At 30.8% G+C, this 16,372-nt stretch carries 19 protein-coding genes; 1 reads left to right on the forward strand and 18 read right to left on the reverse strand.

Annotated elements, in window-relative coordinates:
• Positions 1-5 precede the first annotated feature (5 nt).
• From dusB to MOV42_RS07560, 7 genes are all read right to left on the reverse strand, one after another.
• Positions 6-959, reverse strand: coding sequence for a tRNA dihydrouridine synthase DusB (gene dusB, locus MOV42_RS07530; RefSeq protein ID WP_324170577.1), 954 nt, complete (start codon positions 957-959; stop codon positions 6-8).
• On the reverse strand, positions 959-1,975 hold the full coding sequence (locus MOV42_RS07535) for a hypothetical protein (RefSeq protein ID WP_324170578.1): 1,017 nt from the start codon (positions 1,973-1,975) through the stop codon (positions 959-961). Before MOV42_RS07535 ends, dusB begins: the two co-directional genes overlap by 1 nt.
• A gap of 13 nt (positions 1,976-1,988) precedes the next feature.
• Positions 1,989-2,339 (reverse strand): RNA polymerase-binding protein DksA, encoded by a 351-nt coding sequence (gene dksA, locus MOV42_RS07540; protein ID WP_324170579.1) that lies wholly within the window; start codon positions 2,337-2,339, stop codon positions 1,989-1,991.
• Positions 2,340-2,348: 9 nt separating this feature from the next.
• A complete protein-coding gene (locus MOV42_RS07545; RefSeq protein ID WP_324170580.1) occupies positions 2,349-2,807 on the reverse strand; it encodes a 23S rRNA (pseudouridine(1915)-N(3))-methyltransferase RlmH in 459 nt (152 codons plus the stop codon).
• Positions 2,804-3,367: a thiamine phosphate synthase gene (locus MOV42_RS07550; protein WP_324170581.1), complete on the reverse strand. Its 564-nt coding sequence runs from the start codon at positions 3,365-3,367 to the stop codon at positions 2,804-2,806. Before MOV42_RS07550 ends, MOV42_RS07545 begins: the two co-directional genes overlap by 4 nt.
• Positions 3,367-4,212 carry an acetyl-CoA carboxylase, carboxyltransferase subunit beta gene (gene accD / locus MOV42_RS07555; protein ID WP_324170582.1) on the reverse strand — a complete coding sequence of 282 codons (846 nt, stop codon included), beginning with the start codon at positions 4,210-4,212 and terminating at the stop codon, positions 3,367-3,369. The genes MOV42_RS07550 and accD overlap by 1 nt, the downstream gene beginning before the upstream one ends.
• Positions 4,213-4,457: 245 nt before the next feature.
• A complete protein-coding gene (locus MOV42_RS07560; protein ID WP_324170583.1) occupies positions 4,458-5,228 on the reverse strand; it encodes a hypothetical protein in 771 nt (256 codons plus the stop codon).
• Between the two features lie 73 nt (positions 5,229-5,301).
• Here MOV42_RS07560 and MOV42_RS07565 point away from each other — a divergent pair, with 73 nt between their 5' ends.
• A complete protein-coding gene (locus tag MOV42_RS07565) occupies positions 5,302-5,601 on the forward strand; it encodes a hypothetical protein (protein WP_324170584.1) in 300 nt (99 codons plus the stop codon).
• Here MOV42_RS07565 and MOV42_RS07570 read toward each other — a convergent pair.
• The 11 genes from MOV42_RS07570 to MOV42_RS07620 form a co-directional block, all read right to left on the reverse strand.
• Positions 5,582-6,763 carry an IS3 family transposase gene (locus MOV42_RS07570; RefSeq protein ID WP_324170585.1) on the reverse strand — a complete coding sequence of 394 codons (1,182 nt, stop codon included), beginning with the start codon at positions 6,761-6,763 and terminating at the stop codon, positions 5,582-5,584. The two genes, MOV42_RS07565 and MOV42_RS07570, sit on opposite strands and share 20 nt — an antisense overlap.
• 38 nt (positions 6,764-6,801) lie before the next feature.
• The gene (locus tag MOV42_RS07575; RefSeq protein ID WP_324170586.1) at positions 6,802-8,511 is read right to left on the reverse strand and encodes a hypothetical protein; all 1,710 of its coding nucleotides are present in this window, start codon (positions 8,509-8,511) and stop codon (positions 6,802-6,804) included.
• A gap of 62 nt (positions 8,512-8,573) precedes the next feature.
• Complete coding sequence (locus MOV42_RS07580; protein ID WP_324170587.1) at positions 8,574-9,080, reverse strand: prepilin-type N-terminal cleavage/methylation domain-containing protein; 507 nt, start codon at positions 9,078-9,080, stop codon at positions 8,574-8,576.
• The gene (locus MOV42_RS07585) at positions 9,077-9,496 is read right to left on the reverse strand and encodes a prepilin-type N-terminal cleavage/methylation domain-containing protein (RefSeq protein ID WP_324170588.1); all 420 of its coding nucleotides are present in this window, start codon (positions 9,494-9,496) and stop codon (positions 9,077-9,079) included. Before MOV42_RS07585 ends, MOV42_RS07580 begins: the two co-directional genes overlap by 4 nt.
• On the reverse strand, positions 9,489-11,006 hold the full coding sequence (locus MOV42_RS07590; RefSeq protein WP_324170589.1) for a GspE/PulE family protein: 1,518 nt from the start codon (positions 11,004-11,006) through the stop codon (positions 9,489-9,491). The genes MOV42_RS07585 and MOV42_RS07590 overlap by 8 nt, the downstream gene beginning before the upstream one ends.
• Position 11,007: 1 nt before the next feature.
• The gene (gene gspD, locus MOV42_RS07595) at positions 11,008-12,891 is read right to left on the reverse strand and encodes a type II secretion system secretin GspD (protein WP_324170590.1); all 1,884 of its coding nucleotides are present in this window, start codon (positions 12,889-12,891) and stop codon (positions 11,008-11,010) included.
• Positions 12,878-13,675, reverse strand: coding sequence for a PDZ domain-containing protein (locus MOV42_RS07600; protein ID WP_324170591.1), 798 nt, complete (start codon positions 13,673-13,675; stop codon positions 12,878-12,880). The genes gspD and MOV42_RS07600 overlap by 14 nt, the downstream gene beginning before the upstream one ends.
• The gene (locus MOV42_RS07605; RefSeq protein WP_324170592.1) at positions 13,659-14,192 is read right to left on the reverse strand and encodes a hypothetical protein; all 534 of its coding nucleotides are present in this window, start codon (positions 14,190-14,192) and stop codon (positions 13,659-13,661) included. The genes MOV42_RS07600 and MOV42_RS07605 overlap by 17 nt, the downstream gene beginning before the upstream one ends.
• The gene (locus tag MOV42_RS07610; protein ID WP_324170593.1) at positions 14,186-14,563 is read right to left on the reverse strand and encodes a hypothetical protein; all 378 of its coding nucleotides are present in this window, start codon (positions 14,561-14,563) and stop codon (positions 14,186-14,188) included. Before MOV42_RS07610 ends, MOV42_RS07605 begins: the two co-directional genes overlap by 7 nt.
• Positions 14,560-15,492 carry a hypothetical protein gene (locus MOV42_RS07615; RefSeq protein WP_324170594.1) on the reverse strand — a complete coding sequence of 311 codons (933 nt, stop codon included), beginning with the start codon at positions 15,490-15,492 and terminating at the stop codon, positions 14,560-14,562. Before MOV42_RS07615 ends, MOV42_RS07610 begins: the two co-directional genes overlap by 4 nt.
• A complete protein-coding gene (locus MOV42_RS07620; RefSeq protein ID WP_324170595.1) occupies positions 15,482-16,372 on the reverse strand; it encodes a hypothetical protein in 891 nt (296 codons plus the stop codon). Before MOV42_RS07620 ends, MOV42_RS07615 begins: the two co-directional genes overlap by 11 nt.

Consider the following 16,372-nt stretch of genomic DNA (forward strand, 5'->3'; position numbering starts at 1 on the left):
ATCCATTATGACACCAACTCATTGTTTTGAAAAAAATCGTCTATTACACCTCGATATTCTGCTATATCTGAGATAGTATTGACACTATTTCTAAGAACAGAAGCACCATGATAACCTTTTGAATAAGTGTGAGTATGTTTTCTAAACATTGCTACACCATGAGAGCCATAAAACTCTATCATCTTATCAAAATGTTCCATAATTATTTCATGCTTTAAAGCATTGTCAATATTCGTAATTCCTTCTCTTAGTTGATGGAAAATCCAAGGAGCACCAACTGCTCCTCTTCCTATCATAACTCCATCACTACCTGTATGTTCTAGTACCCATTTAGCTTTTTCGTATGAGTCTATGTCACCATTTGCAATAACAGGTATAGATATAGCTTCTTTTATCTCTTTTATAGCGTCATAATCAACAGCTGCTTTAAATTTACCAGCACGAGTTCTACCATGAACTGCTAAAAAATCAGCTCCACTATCTTCTACCATCTTTGCTATATCTATATGATTTTTTTTCTCAAATCCAAGTCTTATTTTAACACTTGTTAAAGATTTATTAGAGGTATCTTTAATTGTTTTAATAATATTACCCATGAGAGGTAAGTTTAGTAAAAGTGAACTACCACTGCCATGCCCAACAACTTTTGGAACAGGACAACCACAGTTCAAATCGATTATATCTATGCCATCTTGTTCATTTAAAATTTCTACTGCACTTTTAATTATTCCAGTATCTGCGCCAGCTATCTGAACAGAATAAGGGTCTTCTAATGGAGATTTTTGCAACATGTGAAAAGTTTTTTTTGAACCGTGAACAAGAGCATTGGAACTGAGCATTTCGCTAACAGTCAAATCTGCTCCAAATTTTTTCACAACACTTCTAAAAGGCAAATCTGTGAACCCAGCAAGAGGTGCTAGGACATAGATTGGTTTATCAAAAGAGAGGTTTTTAATCATTAAATAAATAGATTAATACTAAAGTTTTTACCAGACTCTTTTAACTCGCTATAAGCTTTAAATCTTAAGTATTCATCATTTTGTGAATTTCTCAATATTTCATTTCCAAGAGAATTCATCTCTAAATCAAATAGCGTATATAGTCTGGCTTCTAGGGCTAATTCATTATCTTCACTTAAAGATTCAAAAAGTTTCATTCTATTTTCAGGAAGCATTCCAGCTGATAAAACTGAAGAAACTTTTATAAAGTCTTTAGCATCTAGATCTAATGTACTCAAAAGTGAGATTAAAGATTCATTTGAAATACTTAAAGAATGTTCACCAACATTCACTCTATCAAGTACAGTATATATAGTTTCTTTATCTAATAGATTTTTATGATTTTCTATAGTACTTAATGCACAACCTTTAATGTATTCACTATAAACTTCTTTAACTAACACTGAAGAATAATTTTCTTCATTTTTTAAGATGTTCCCAGCAGTTATATCGCCTTTAGCATATCTATTTCTTTCATTTTTGATAACTATAGGATTGTCAATTTTAAGTGCATACTTTTTTAAATCAACAACTTCACCATCATTTATTTTTTCTATTAAAGTTATTACAGCATCTAACTTTTTATTATCAGTAGTTGCTTTCAATTCTTGTGTTGGAGAGAGAGTTGTATGGTCTATTATAGTTCCAAGAAGATTATATCTTGGTGTTTTATACACATGTCTTCTATCATCTTTTGATAAATAAGAATCAGCAATGGCATCTATAATATTTTCAAAATCTTTATCATATTTTCTAAGTCTAATATTTTCAAGCATTGCATAAAACAACATATGAAGAACACTAGCAACATAAAGAAGTAAAAGTGCGGTTGCTACCCAAAATGCTATTGGCATTGTTGGCAAAACTATACCAAAGAACTCTAGCCCTATAGTTTCTTGTGTTACATATGTGAAAATATAAGCCACAATTAGCCCAATTAATAATAATGACGCTAATGTATATCTTTTAATTTGCATATCTATTCCTTAATTAATTTGATTTTTCTACAATCTCTCTACAATCAATACAATATATTGCATGAGGTTTTACTTTTAAACGCTGAAAACCAATAGGGTCTTCACACATTTCACAAATTCCATATTCGCCAGAAGAAATTTTTCCTAATGTAACTTTAATCTCTGCTAATTCTTTTGTTTGCTGAAAAACAATCGCACTCTCAACCATAGAATTATTATTTACAGCTGCATGGTCACCTTCATCATTTAACTCTAATGCATTAAGTTGACTTAACTCATCATTAACACCTGAAATATTCTTTTGTATCTGTACTTCTCTACTTTCTAAAATCTCTTTAAAGTAACTTAATTCACTTGCTTGCACTAACAATCCTTATTTATGATATGGGTGATTATTCAATATAGAAAAACCTCTATAAATTTGTTCTAGCAAAACTGCTTTTGCTATTTTATGACTCATTGTAATATTTCCTAAACTTATAACAGCATCACTGCTTTTTAAAAAATCTTCTTCAAGTCCATAAGCTCCACCTATGAAAAATTTAATGGTTATTTTATCATTTAATAGCTTACTAAATTCAAAACTATCAATTAATTTTCCTTTTGGGTGCAAACTTATAGAAAAACCCTTATTTTTATGTCCATTAAAAGCTCTACTATAAGCCTGTTTTGAGGCATTTGATGAAATAGTGTGTGATTTTGCTACATCTTTTGGAAAAAGTTCAATATCTTGCACTTTTGCGAAGCGACTTATCATTTTTGTGAGTTCTTTGTACAAAGGGTCATAAATAGAATGATCTTTTTTTGCAATACTTACTATGTCAATATTCATTTTATTAGTCCACTACCAATAACATTATAAGTAATATTATCAAATTTATCATCTAATTTAACACCACCAATAGCAGCTACTAAATGCTTTGACTTTGTTGCAATAGCGTCTATACTATTACCAAGTATATTACTTATATCTTTTTTTGTTGTTGTATCTCTATATGCACCTAAACCTATATAGTTTAAGTCCATTTTATTTGCTTCAAGAATTTCTTTTTCATTATGAGTTGATATGCCAAGAAGTTTTTCACTTCCTATAACTTTTCTAACAATTTTTACTGCTTTAAAAATATCGGCATCTATACTTTTTAAATCTTCTTGTCCAAGATGAACTCCATCGCAATACTCGATAAGTTCATAGGCATCATTAACAATCAAAAAACCATCATATTTTTTTCGCAATTGAATAAGTTGTTGTTTTATAAAAGTGACATCAGCATTTTTATTTCTATATTGGATTATTACAGCATTGTGTCTCTTAGCAAAGTCTACAAACTTTTCTAAAGATAGTTTGTGTCTATCTAATAAATCTTGATCACAAAGTGCATAAAGCTGCATTAAGCAGCTTTAAAAAGGGTCAGAAGGTCTGAAAGGGTCTTTTTAAGTTCATTTCTATTTACAATCATATCAATTGCACCTTTTTCAAGTAAAAACTCTGCTCTTTGAAACCCATCTGGAAGGGCTTCCCCAATAGTTTGCTCTATAACTCTTTGTCCAGCAAAGCCAACAAGTGCACCTGGTTCAGCAATAATAATATCTCCAAGAGTTGCAAAAGAAGCACTTACTCCACCCATAGTTGGATCAGTTAAAACTGAAATATAGGGAAGGTTACTCTTGGCCAATTTAGCAAGTGCTGCAGAAGTTTTACTCATTTGTAGGAGAGAGAATGTACTCTCTTGCATTCTAGCTCCACCGCTTGCACTAAAGATTATTAAACCTTGTTTTTTTTCTATTGCTCTATGAACCGCTCTTACAATTTTCTCACCCTCAACAGAACCAAGAGAACCGCCCATAAAAGAAAAGTCAAAAATAACTATTTGTGTATCAACACCATTTATTTTTACTTCTCCACTAACAACTGATGATTTTCTACCAGTTTTAGCTTCACCTTCTTCTATACGCTTTTTATAAGATTTTTTATCAGTAAATTTAAGTGGGTCAACAGGTGCAAGAGTTGAATCATATTCTACAAAACTATCTTCATCGGCTAAAAGTTCTAGACGCTCCTTAACACCAATACGAAGATGATAGTCACATTTAGGACAAACATAGTTTTGGTTTTCTACTTCTTTATAATACATTAATGATTGGCAAGATTTACATTTTACCCAGTGAGTAGATGAATCAGTATTTGTTATTTGTTTTTTATCAGAGTTAAAAGAAAAAATGCTAAGTAGGTTCAAAAAATATCCTTAAATATAAAAAATTATCGCGATTATATCAAATTTATACTTTTTCATTGCTTTAAAACTAGATTATTTTCTAAATTTTCATTAACATTTAAGCGTCTAAACTACTTCTGTATTTTTTTTATAAAATAAAGATAAATATATGCCAAAAGCAATCAAAATAGCACCTATAAAATAATAGATTTTTAAAGTTTCACTTAAAATTATTGTAGCTAAAACAATACTGAATATTTAACTTTTTATGGTATTACATTTTTAATTGACTCCTTTTTTCCAATCGAAGAATAATTAATTTTTTCAATATATTCTATGTTAAATGGAATTGATAAAATACCAAAACTCTGATTAATAAGATCTCTAATTTCTTTTTTTGAAATACTTCTTGTAGCTTCCAAACTAATAGTAATTTGTTCGTTTTTAAGTGTATTTTCTTTATAAATAGGAGTAATTATTACTCCTTTTATACCATCAATAGTTTCAATAATTGATTCAATTTGAGCCGTTGCAATTCTTTTTCCAGCAATTTTAATAATTCTACCACTTCTTCCAAGTAATTTAAACTTATTACCTTTAAATGAGACAATGTCTTCAGTGTTAAATGTTTTTGGAAGTTTTTTGATTTTATCTTGAATTATATAGTTTGATATGTATGGTGATGAAATACTTAATTGATTATTTAATTCACTAAGAATAACAGAGTCTAATGCTGACCATAACTCAGTTGAACTTTTTTTATATGCTATGCCACCAGTTTCAGTTGATCCAAAAAGTTGAAATATTTGTGTATTAAACTTATTTTCAAATTCATATACTTCTGCTATTGATAGCGGAGCCGTAGATGAGACAAAAGTACAATTATTAAGATTATTAGTGTCTTGTACTTTACTCAATGCTTTTATAAATACGGGAGTAGTAATAAAAAGAGTTTTATCTATACTGTTAGCCTCTTTAATCAAATCATAAGGTAAGAAATCATCTTTTATAATTGAACCCTCTGAACAATCAAGCAATTTAACTTAACCTCCCTCAAACCAAGAATTAGCTAAAATAAATATACTAAGAAGCCAAGTTTGAGGGATAAATATGCAACTAAGTTTTTTTGACCATGCCATGAAATACCAAGGTGGTAAGAAGAGTATGAAGTTTTTAAATGAGATGAAAGAGATTATTCCATTTGAAGCTATTGAGAAGATACTTATAGAGAAAAATGTATACAAACCCAACAAAGGTAAGACAGGAAGACCATCTATTCCATCAAAGATATTAGTAGGCTCACTTTTTTTACAAAACTGGTATGGATTATACTACCCCAATATGTCAAGACAACTTTTTCAAAAATCTAATTCCCTAAATACCTGTTACCCTATGCTACATTTTCACTAGATTTAGTGTAATTCTCATCATTGATTTTTAAACTATCATAATAAACATTCATAGGTTTTTTATATTTCAATGTCTCATGAAATCTTCTATGATTATAAAATTCTATATAATCCTTAACATCACTTTTGAGAATTGATACTCTCTCATATTCATTGAGGTATATTTTTTCAACTTTAGCACTTCTCCAGAACCTCTCAATACAAATATTATCTGTTGCTCTACCTTTACCATCCATAGAGATAATTATGTCATTATCTTTTAATGTTTGAGTGTGGATACAGCTTGTATATTGTGACCCTTGATCAGTATTAAATATCTCAGGCTTACCATAGAGTGCGAGTGCTTCATCTAGTACACCCATGACTAAATCTGTATCCATTGTGTTGGATATTCGCCAAGATAATATTGCTTTAGAATACCAATCAATTATGGCAGCCATATAGACCATACCACCTTTAATTTTAATATAGGTTATATCTGTTGACCATACTTGGTTTGCTCTTACGATATCTAATCCTCTTATTTTGTAAGAGTATTTATGATGTTGCTTGTCCGCCCATGTATTTAGTGGTCTTACAGCTAAAACAGCCTGTAATCCTAACTCTCTACGGTATGCCAGCACTGTGTTGGGACTGACACGAAAACCATCCTCTAGTAGTTGATAATACACTTTCATATAGCCATAGCTTGGTATCTCTTCAAATACTTTTTCTATATGTTTTTTAATTACATTTTTAGCAAGATTTACCATTGGTGCATAGAACAAATTACTTCTGTTATAGTTAATAAGATTACATTGTTTTACAACTGATAATGCCTTATTTTCATCTCTATCAATCAACTCCTTTTTATAGCTAGAGTCCAAGCTGCTTAACTTTCCCACCGCCCAGTCCTTCTCTACTGTTAGTTGACCTACAACCTTTGCATATTCATCAAGTTTAGCTTGTAATCTTACATTCTCTTCTTTGTACTCTTTAATTACTTTTGCAGGTTCCATCGCAACTTCTGCATTTTCCAAAAATATCTTCTTCCAATTTTGTAAGTTTTTTGGTGTGATATTATTTACACTTGCTATTTCATTTAGTGTCTTATCTTCTTTTAAAACTTCTAAAACTAACTTTGTCTTGAATTCTGCTGTATATGTTGTTCTTTTTCGACTCATAAGATTACCTTCTATTTTTATTGTTTAATTTTACTCTTTTAAGAATTAAACTTTAGAAATAGTTGTTTGATTTTCTTGGGGTAGTATATAGTCTCATTTGATAAGTTATAGTCTCTTATACTTGTTGTAGTTGCACCGTTAGTCTCAATTGTATTTTTTTGTTTCATTAGTATATCTGTATCAAATGTATATGTTTGAGAGTAGTTTGTAGTTTTACTTAGTCCACTTGGCATCTGAGTTGTTATACTACTTGGAACTCTTTTCTTAGTTACTTGGTCTTTTTGGGTTTGGTAGTTTATAGTTTTTACTACTTCACACTTATTTAAAGTAGTGCTTAAGCCATCTATACTTGAAGAGCTATTAAATATATCTCCGCTTGCTATGATTGTTTTACTAACTAGAGAACCATCAGCTAAGAAGTAGTCTCTGTAAGTTACAACATCTCCGCTAGCTTTATTTACTATAGTTTCATTATAGGTATCATTTGCACTGTTTGAAAAGCTCCAGATTCCTTGCTGGGCATCTGTAACTTTTATGACCTTACCATTTGCATCAAACTCATGTATAAACTCATTACCGTTTGGTTCTGTCTCACTTATCATAAGATGTTCTTCATAAGTGAACTTGTAGTCTGAGTTATCTTCATAGCTTACATTTATGAGGTCTTTGTTTGCATCTATAGATATACTATTTATTTGTCCATGAGGTGTTGTAATAGAAGTAACTATATTATTAGCATCTCTGTTTATGGTAGTTGTATTTGAAAAGGCATCTGAGATGGAGGTAAGAGAGTTATTTGAGTTGTAAGCAAATGAATAGAGAGTTTTATCTGTATAGTTATCTTTAGTAAGTGTATGATTATTATTTGAGTCAAAGATATAGCTTTTATCTCCTAAGGTAACTATAGTACTATTGTTCTTTTGTGATTTATAATCTTTGATGTTTAGAGAAGTTCCACTTCCTAGATAAATATAGTCTGCATCTAGAGTATGATGTAGGTTTAGGCTCCATCCATGGGCTATTGTCTTGTTGTTTAGATATTCACTTTGGTAATGGAGGTTTATCTCACTTCCTATTAGTTCTATATCTTCATGGAATATTCCTGAGGTTGGAGAAACGAAGGAGCCTACTGGTATATTTCTACATCTCTTTGTATCTTCATCTTCTACTTTTATGCATCTGTACTCTTTTTTACAATCTTGGGTTCTTTCTTGTATAGATGCTGATAGATTTGTACATTCATCTGCACGATTATTGTCTTCTTGATAGTTGAAGAGGACTTGTTCGTTATTTGCTAATGGTTGGAAAGTTGTGTTTGGGAGTTTGCAGGTTGGGGTTGGAACTCTACAAGAAATTGTACCTGAATCCCATACCTCTGGACTTACACATGCTGGATTGATTCCATAAATATCAGGAAATCTACAACCTACTGGTGATGTATTTAAATAAGCTGTATCTTGAACCCATCCTGCTGTACAAGTAAAATCACCGTAAATAATATATCTTGAAGTCCAACCATAATTAAAAGTTACAGTTGCTCCTCTACAGGTAAGATTAGAAAGATTTACATTAGTAGGTGGAGTAAAACTTTGTATTCCATTTAAGCAACCTTCATGGTCACCAAAACTATAGCTCCCTATATATGTTTTTCCAGTTATAAAAGCCGTTCCAGATTTTACTTTTACAGCAAAAATAGGACTTGTAAATAACAAACCAGCTAATATAAAAAACATCTTAAATAACTTCATAACAAAACCTTTTGTGAAAAATTATTTATTAATGTATCTTAAAAACTCTTATACTATTCTTTTTAGTTTAAAATATTAACCTTTAATAAAATATCCTTATCTTCTTTAAAATCAATATGCACAAGATAGGATTCTTTTTCTTTATTATCTGATTTATAAACTCTAAAGCTTTTAGCTTCTCCAAAATACTCCACACTAAACTCAGCATCAGCATTTAATGGGTACTCTTTAAACGGTTTTAGTGATTCTAGTCTATATAGCTTCTGTTCTTTAAATATATATGCAATATACGGATTGTATCTGTTATGCATAGAGTTTGAGCTTTGCAAAAAGACTATATCTTCTTTTATATCCTGATTTATAATTTTTATACTTTTATTTTTAGCTAAAGAAAAGTCTAAAAAGAGCACCCTCTTCTTTAATTGTTCACTCTTTATTTTAAATAGTTCTTTTTTGTAAAAATGGTTAGATTTATTTAAAGAGGCGTAACTTTTGTATAAAAAAATCATAATAATAGATAATATAGTAATAGAGACCATCAGTTCTATGAGAGTAAACGCCTTTCTCATGGGACTCTAAACCTTATAAACGATGCGGAGGAATCATTGGCTTTTAAAATTGTCTTTCCTATTTCAAAAATCATTTCTGAACTGACATCTTCATCATCATTTTCACTCATATCAAGTTGTCTAAGTTTTTTGTATTGCACTTCAACTTTTATTTTTTTTAACTCTCGTCTTAAATCGTCTTCAACTATAAAATCACTTAACACATCATCTAAATCAACACTATTTTTCTCAAATCCATAATCTGCGTTTGAAATAAAGAAAGATGTGTACTGATTTACTTTTAATTTATCTTTTAATCTTGAAAACATATGATTACTGTTTCCTTGCATCTGTAAAAGAGCCATAATAACTACTGATATAATCATTACAGCAACCATCACTTCTACAAGAGTAAAAGCATTCTTAGATTTAGACATGTTCCAAACCTACACGAATCGCTTCATCTAAAGATGTCTCACCTTTTAAAAGCATAAGTGTTAGTTGTGAAGATATAGTTTTAAGACCTTTACTCTCTAGCTCAACTTTGATAGTATGCTCATCTGTTGTACTTTTTAGCAAATCTTTGATACTATCACTCATAACTAAAAGCTCGCCTATAGAGCGACGACCGATATACCCACTATAGTTGCATTTTTTACATCCTAATGCTTTATATATCTTAGCACTTTTTGCTAGATTATAGTCTTGAGCAAAGTCTTCAGCTATAGAGTCTTCTTCTTTACATTCATCACATAAAACACGGGTAAGCCTTTGAGCCAAGATGCCAAGAAGTGAAGATGAGATAAGAAACGGTTCTATCCCCATATCTGCAAGTCTAGATATCGTAGCAGCTGCTGAGTTTGTATGAAGAGTTGAGAAGACCAAGTGACCAGTAAGTGCTGCACGAACGGCTATAGATGCTGTTTCTTCATCACGAATTTCTCCTATCATTATAACATCAGGATCTTGTCTTAAAATAGAGCGAAGAGCAGATGCAAAAGTTAGCCCTACCTTTTCATTAACTTGTATCTGAGCTATATTATCAGACTTATACTCAACTGGGTCTTCAACCGTTATAAGATTTTTTTCAGGCTCCTCAACCTCTCTTAAAAATGAGTGAAGGGATGTTGTCTTACCACTTCCTGTCGGTCCTGTGACTAAGATGATACCATGGGAGCTGCGAAGAAGTTTTCTCATTTCATCTATAAGCTCGTCATCAAATCCTAGCTCATTTATTTGCGGTATCTGAGAGCTTTGCATCAAAAGTCTCATAACAACCCTCTCCCCATAAAATGTAGGTAAGATAGATACACGAACATCAAGTGTTTCTCCAGATATTTTTATTTGTGTTCGTCCATCTTGCGGGATTCTTTTTTCTGAAATATCAAGGTTTGAGATTACTTTTATACGGCTGATAATAAGATTTACTACCTTCTTATCCAAGTCTGCATTTTTACTCAGCATCCCATCTACACGAAAGCGTACTTCACCTCGTTTTTCTTGCACTTCTATATGAATATCTGAAGCTCTTTTTTTGATAGCCTGATAAAACAGAGCATTTACAAACTTGATAATAGGAGCGGACTCTTCACTTGATAAGATATCAGAAGAAGTTCTGAGAAAATCTGTTAAAGATAAATCTTGTTCATCACTTTCATTTTCTGTATCTTCTTGCATCGTCTCCATAGCTCTGTCTGTACGAAGTTCTAAAAAACGATTGTAGAGTCTGTCATAAGAGTCTTCATCTAACATATGAAGTGGATATTTTTGCTCTATCTTAGTGTAAAAGTTACTAGATTCAACTAAGTACCTTTCACACATAAATGCACAAATCTCTTCATCTAAAATACTAAAAAGAAGATAGTTTTTTAGACTAAGATCAGTAAAAATATCAGATGGCTCATAAGCTTCAAGTTTTAAATTATGAATAGGTTCTAGCTTAAGCATTTTAAAAGTCCTCTATTTCATCAACTTTTAAATCATCCAAATAGTTTACCTCTTGCACTCCATTTATTTTACTTTTTTCTTCAATTTTTTTAAAAACCTTGATATTATACTCTCTTTGAATTTCCGCAAGCATTCCCAAATCTCTCTGCAATTGTGATAATTTTTCACTCTTATCAATTATGTATGGAGTTAAAATCACAACTAAGTTATCTTGTTCAGAGTTAACAGATGTAGATGAAAATAGATAATCACCAATAAAAGGAATATCACCTAAAAGAGGTACTTTAGTCTTAGATTCACTATCATAACTTTTTACAAGTCCACCAATAATTATACTCTCTCCATGACGGAGAATAGCTTGAGTTTTCACCTCTTGTTTTGAGGTTACAGGTTGACCTGATGTAGTGTTTTTCCCATCATCTAAAATATTTTCTAAGATTGCCTCAATATCTAGCGTTACTTTGTCACTAGATGAGACTCTAGGCTTAATTTTAAGAGTTAAACCAACATCTTCTCTTTTGTAAGAACTTGTCAATCCTGCTCCTAGATTAACACTTGAGATAGTTCCAGTTGAGACAGATATAGTTTTACCTACATAAATAGATGATTCTTTGTTGTTAACACAGAGAATAGATGGATTTGAAATAGATTTTGAAGCACCATTTGTTTGTAAAAAATCTATAGTAGCGCCTAAAGCAAATGCTGTTTTAGCCCCAGAACCAATAGAACCTAAAAAACCTATAACACTTTTTGATGCTGCCTCTGTTAATTTTGAATCACCAAAATTTGTACTCATCGCATATAATCCAGAAGAAGAGACATCTCCACCGGCAAAGCCATATTTTATACCTAAAGATTCAGAGTTCTTTTTATTTATTTCTATGATTCTTGCTTGAATATAAACCTGATACTTTTCTTTATCCAATTCATCAATAATAAGTTTAATACCTTTAATAATAACAGGAACACCTATCACAATAATTGCATTTATTTCTTCACTTGCAGAGATATTTGGCTTCATGTTAGGATCTGAGAATTTTTGTTTTGACACTATGTTATTTAATGAAGTTAGTACAGATTTTGCATCAGAATTTTTAAGATTAAAAATCTTAATAGTATTTCTTACATTTGATTCTACATCTAGTTGTTTTACTAGAACTTGCATTTTTTTAACATTTGCTTTATTTCCTATAAGGATAACTCCATTTGTATTTTCATCTAAAATAATTTTTACTTTTTGAGAAACCACTTTTTCATTAAAAAGTGATTTAGATATGTTTACCAAACGCATTTGTAATTTTTTTAATTCCGCATGTTCTATAGGAACTAATTTAACTATATTTTCATTGTTTGTATCTATATCTCTTATGACTTGTTTTATAGTCTCAATATTTTTTGGATAATCTGTAATCAAAAGAATATTGCTCTCCTTCATAGTCATAAGCTTTGCTGTTTTAGAGATAAGATAACGAATTTTTGCAGCTATAACATCAACATTTTCGCCTTTGATTTTTATGGACTGTGTAACCATAAAAGAACCATGAAGCCTTTTACCCTGTTTTATAACTCTTGCATTATGTTTTGAAGCTTCAGTTGAGCGAACAACCTCATAAATTGAACCATTTTGTATAATAGTAAAACCTTTTGATTCCAATACCGAAACCAAGATACCCATTAATTCATCATCGTAAATAGGTGTAGAACTGATAAAATTTACACTGCCTTTTACCTTATGATTTATTAAAATATTTTTATTGGTAATTTTTGATATTAATGTTATAAAATCTTTTATCTCTAAATTTGAAAAGTTTACATTAATTCTCTCTCTTGCCGATAAAACCAATACTAAACTAAGTATTAAAAAAACTGTTCTAATTAATCTCATATACTAACTCCACTTCATGATTATCTCTTATGACTACGATTTGAACCGCATCTAAGTTATCAATATTTTTATAAATTTGTATTGCATCTCTGTATGACTTAAGTCTTATATTGTTTACTTTTATGATGATATCACCACGCTTTAGACCCAAACTCGCAAACTTTGAGTTAGAGTCTATTTTAGTGACTTTAAAACCATTTAGTTCTTCCCCTCTCTTAACTTCTTGTAGAGATATATCTTTCCAGATGCGGTCAGGATTTTTAGCATAGTAAGATATATCTTTACGAGATACTTCTAAAGAATTTTTCTGTGATTTAGCTACTTTTGTAATAGCAGAAGAGTTTTTTATCTTCTCCAGACTCAGTATAAAATCTGAACCATTTTTATTAAAAATAGCACTTCTAAGAGATATGGACTTAAGCTCATAACCCTGATAGCTTTCACCTATACCAACTATAGAAGTCTTTTTAGGTGATGATTTCATCGTAACTATTACAAAGCCTTTATGCTTCGTACCATAGAGTCCTTTTAAAATCATATTTGTGATGCTTATACCGCTATTTGACTGTTTAACACTGCTTACTTTTTTGCTTACATTCTTCGCTATCATATTTTTAAAATCAACTCTTTGATACCGAGGCTGATAATTCTCTTTAACCATAAGCTCAATGCCTTCACTTGGTAAATACCACAGAACAAAAAGAGAAATAGTCTTAGCAATAACCAAAAGTATAAGAAGTTTTGTAAGAACTAAAATAAATTTTGAGTTAGAAAGTTTTATCATAAACAAACTCCCCGTTCTCAGTTTTATTTAGCTTTCTCAAACTGCTTTGATAATTTTTAAGCATCTCTTGTGATGGTTTTAGTTCCAGATGCAAAGTGCTGTTTACTATGTTAAACTCACCCTCTAGTTCACCAAACTCACCTACTGCCTCTATGCTTACATTTAATGGGTTAAAGATTGAGTAGATTACTTTAGCCTTGTGTATATTTAAGGGAGCAAAGGATTTTGCCGTAGTTGAAAGAGTGATGCCTTTTAAACTCACAGAGTTATAAATAGCAAAAACAATTATAGATGCTTCATTAATTTTTGCACTTGAAATAGATTTAAAAGAAATATCTGCATCTACTATATTTAGAAAAAAACCTTTATCCTCTACTTGCTCAAAGCTAATAACAATATCTGATTGCTTTAGCTTCTCTTCTAAAAGAAAATAAATACTGTCTTTTGGAGTGAAGTACATAAGTGCTAACATAAAAAAGATAGTGTATGCAAAAAAGATAGATATTTTTTTTACCATTTTATCTCCAGATACAAGCTGACTTTTGTAGCACTAAGTTTTTTAATCTTTAGTCCTGTTATGTTGTATGCACCATTCAAAATTCTTGACATAAGTGAATTTAACTCTTTGAAACTCATACTTACAGAGCTTAATGTTGCTCCTGTTTCAGTTCTCTTTTGTACAACAGATACAGACCTTAAAGATGCCAAGTTGACTTTTTTAGTATAGACTTTTTTAAGAGAGCTTAGCTCAGTTGAGAGCTTTAAACTCTCTTTATAAGCCTCTTTAAGTTCGGTAAGTTCACTCTTAGAACTGCTTAGTTTAAATGAGATAAATATAATCAGTACTATGAAAAAAAGTCCTAAATAAAGTGGATTTATACGATTCATAGTAGCATCTCCAGATGCAGAGTATTATTTTTTATCTCAGTTGTAAATTTAACTTTTTTAGACTTTAGAGTGTTTTGAATACGAGAGAGAGTCACTTCAGATGCACCGCTGAACTCAGCATCTAGAGTTTTATCTTTTAAAGTAAGTTTTGATAACTTTTCACTACCTTGAAGTCTAAGTGACAAAAGATAAGATGTATATTCTCTCAGTTTTGTCTGCTTCTCATGGATAGTTTTATACTTTTTTAACATCGACTTGTTTTGAAGCATCGTTGGTTTCAACTTATTCTTCGTAAAAAGCTCATCTTTAAGCTCCCTAACTTCTGATGTCTTTTGCAGAGTTATCAGATACTCTCCAAAAACAAGCAATAACAAAACCACTAAAACTGCACCTATTTTATAAAGGCTCGAATTCTCTACAATATGTGCATATTGCTGTAAAACAACCTTGTGTTTAGATAAAGTCAACTCAGACATATCCAAGTTTCCACTCTCCTCTATCCAACAGCATGGTACTAAGATAAGCATATCATCTTTTACATAGATGCTTTGAGATTCGTTTATCTTTACAGCACCTTCAATACCCTGCATCTCACTTTGAGCGAAGTGAACACTAGATACATTTGAAAGTGAGATACCAACTTTACTCATAGCATCTAGTATTATCTTGTCTTCATAGGCAAATATGAAAAACTCATCTTCTTTTTTATAAACACTATAACTGTAATTTCCCTCTGGTAGAGTGTCTTCAAAGAGAGATGGAAGAAGTTTTTTAGCATCTCTTGCATACTTTACAGGCAGTGATATTTTTTTAACCCAGTAAAGAGATGGAGAAAGTACTATATTTACTCGCTCACCATCAGAGATGCTGTAATACTGCGTAGAAATTGGATCTAAAAACAGTGTTAGCAATTTAGTATTAAATCTCATAAACAAAGTTAGACCCCTTCTTATTTTCTATATCATACTCAAACCTTATATTTGCACTTTGATTGTCTTGTATGATTCTCAACTGAACATATATATAGGCTTCAAATATACTTGTATTAAACTTTGTTAGTATTTCTGTTTCTTTTTCACTCAAATCTATATCAGCTTCACTTTCGTAAATATCAGAACTAAGGTCTATCGCTCTTTGCTTATCGCATCCAAGCATCATCTCCCATACTTCCACTGTTGCATAACTCAAATCAACTCTATATGAGTCATTATTACTGTAGTAAAAAAGCTTCTCAAAGTCTATATTTTTTAGACTATCTTCATGGTAATAGTTAGTGTAATATTCATTTAACTCACGAAGATGTTTATATGAAGTTATATAGTCCCTAAAAAGATATGGTTTTTTATTAAAAATATCACTATTATAAGACATGTCTTCTTTAATACCGCTCATAGAGTCTAGTAAAACATCTACATATGTAGTGATAACCATATTATTACTCACATACTGTTTAAGAGATTCTACTCTTTTCTCATTTTGCTTATTGCCTGTTACTAAATTATTGACATTAAACCTTGATCTTGCACTCGACATCTCTATAACAACATTAATTCCCTGCGCTTCAAAAGGGATAATAGAACTCTCAGATAAGAAGACACTTAACTCTGAACTGGAATTAATATCTTGTAATTCTTGCGAATTTTTTAAAATATTTAAGACATCATCTAAAATCACACTACTTTGATACAAAAACTTCTCACCGTTAACATAAGCAGATGCTTGATTTACTTGTTTTAATCCAATGCCAATGCTAATAGTTATAAGCATTACAAACATCAAGGTAATTAATAGTGCAATACCTTTTCTCAT

The organism is Sulfurimonas sp. (assembly GCF_029027405.1).
In the GTDB taxonomy this organism is placed as follows: Bacteria; Campylobacterota; Campylobacteria; order Campylobacterales; family Sulfurimonadaceae; genus Sulfurimonas.

Excerpts from the sequence above, each read along its gene's own strand:
- dusB (WP_324170577.1), bottom strand. The coding sequence starts at position 959 with ATGATTAAAAACCTCTCTTTTGATAAACCAATCTATGTCCTAGCACCT.
- MOV42_RS07535 (WP_324170578.1), bottom strand. The coding sequence starts at position 1,975 with ATGCAAATTAAAAGATATACATTAGCGTCATTATTATTAATTGGGCTA.
- MOV42_RS07545 (WP_324170580.1), bottom strand. The coding sequence starts at position 2,807 with ATGAATATTGACATAGTAAGTATTGCAAAAAAAGATCATTCTATTTAT.
- MOV42_RS07550 (WP_324170581.1), bottom strand. The coding sequence starts at position 3,367 with ATGCAGCTTTATGCACTTTGTGATCAAGATTTATTAGATAGACACAAA.
- MOV42_RS07565 (WP_324170584.1), top strand. The coding sequence starts at position 5,302 with ATGCAACTAAGTTTTTTTGACCATGCCATGAAATACCAAGGTGGTAAG.
- MOV42_RS07570 (WP_324170585.1), bottom strand. The coding sequence starts at position 6,763 with ATGAGTCGAAAAAGAACAACATATACAGCAGAATTCAAGACAAAGTTA.
- MOV42_RS07575 (WP_324170586.1), bottom strand. The coding sequence starts at position 8,511 with ATGAAGTTATTTAAGATGTTTTTTATATTAGCTGGTTTGTTATTTACA.
- MOV42_RS07580 (WP_324170587.1), bottom strand. The coding sequence starts at position 9,080 with ATGAGAAAGGCGTTTACTCTCATAGAACTGATGGTCTCTATTACTATA.
- MOV42_RS07585 (WP_324170588.1), bottom strand. The coding sequence starts at position 9,496 with ATGTCTAAATCTAAGAATGCTTTTACTCTTGTAGAAGTGATGGTTGCT.
- MOV42_RS07590 (WP_324170589.1), bottom strand. The coding sequence starts at position 11,006 with ATGCTTAAGCTAGAACCTATTCATAATTTAAAACTTGAAGCTTATGAG.
- gspD (WP_324170590.1), bottom strand. The coding sequence starts at position 12,891 with ATGAGATTAATTAGAACAGTTTTTTTAATACTTAGTTTAGTATTGGTT.
- MOV42_RS07600 (WP_324170591.1), bottom strand. The coding sequence starts at position 13,675 with ATGATAAAACTTTCTAACTCAAAATTTATTTTAGTTCTTACAAAACTT.
- MOV42_RS07605 (WP_324170592.1), bottom strand. The coding sequence starts at position 14,192 with ATGGTAAAAAAAATATCTATCTTTTTTGCATACACTATCTTTTTTATG.
- MOV42_RS07610 (WP_324170593.1), bottom strand. The coding sequence starts at position 14,563 with ATGAATCGTATAAATCCACTTTATTTAGGACTTTTTTTCATAGTACTG.
- MOV42_RS07615 (WP_324170594.1), bottom strand. The coding sequence starts at position 15,492 with ATGAGATTTAATACTAAATTGCTAACACTGTTTTTAGATCCAATTTCT.
- MOV42_RS07620 (WP_324170595.1), bottom strand. The coding sequence starts at position 16,372 with ATGAGAAAAGGTATTGCACTATTAATTACCTTGATGTTTGTAATGCTT.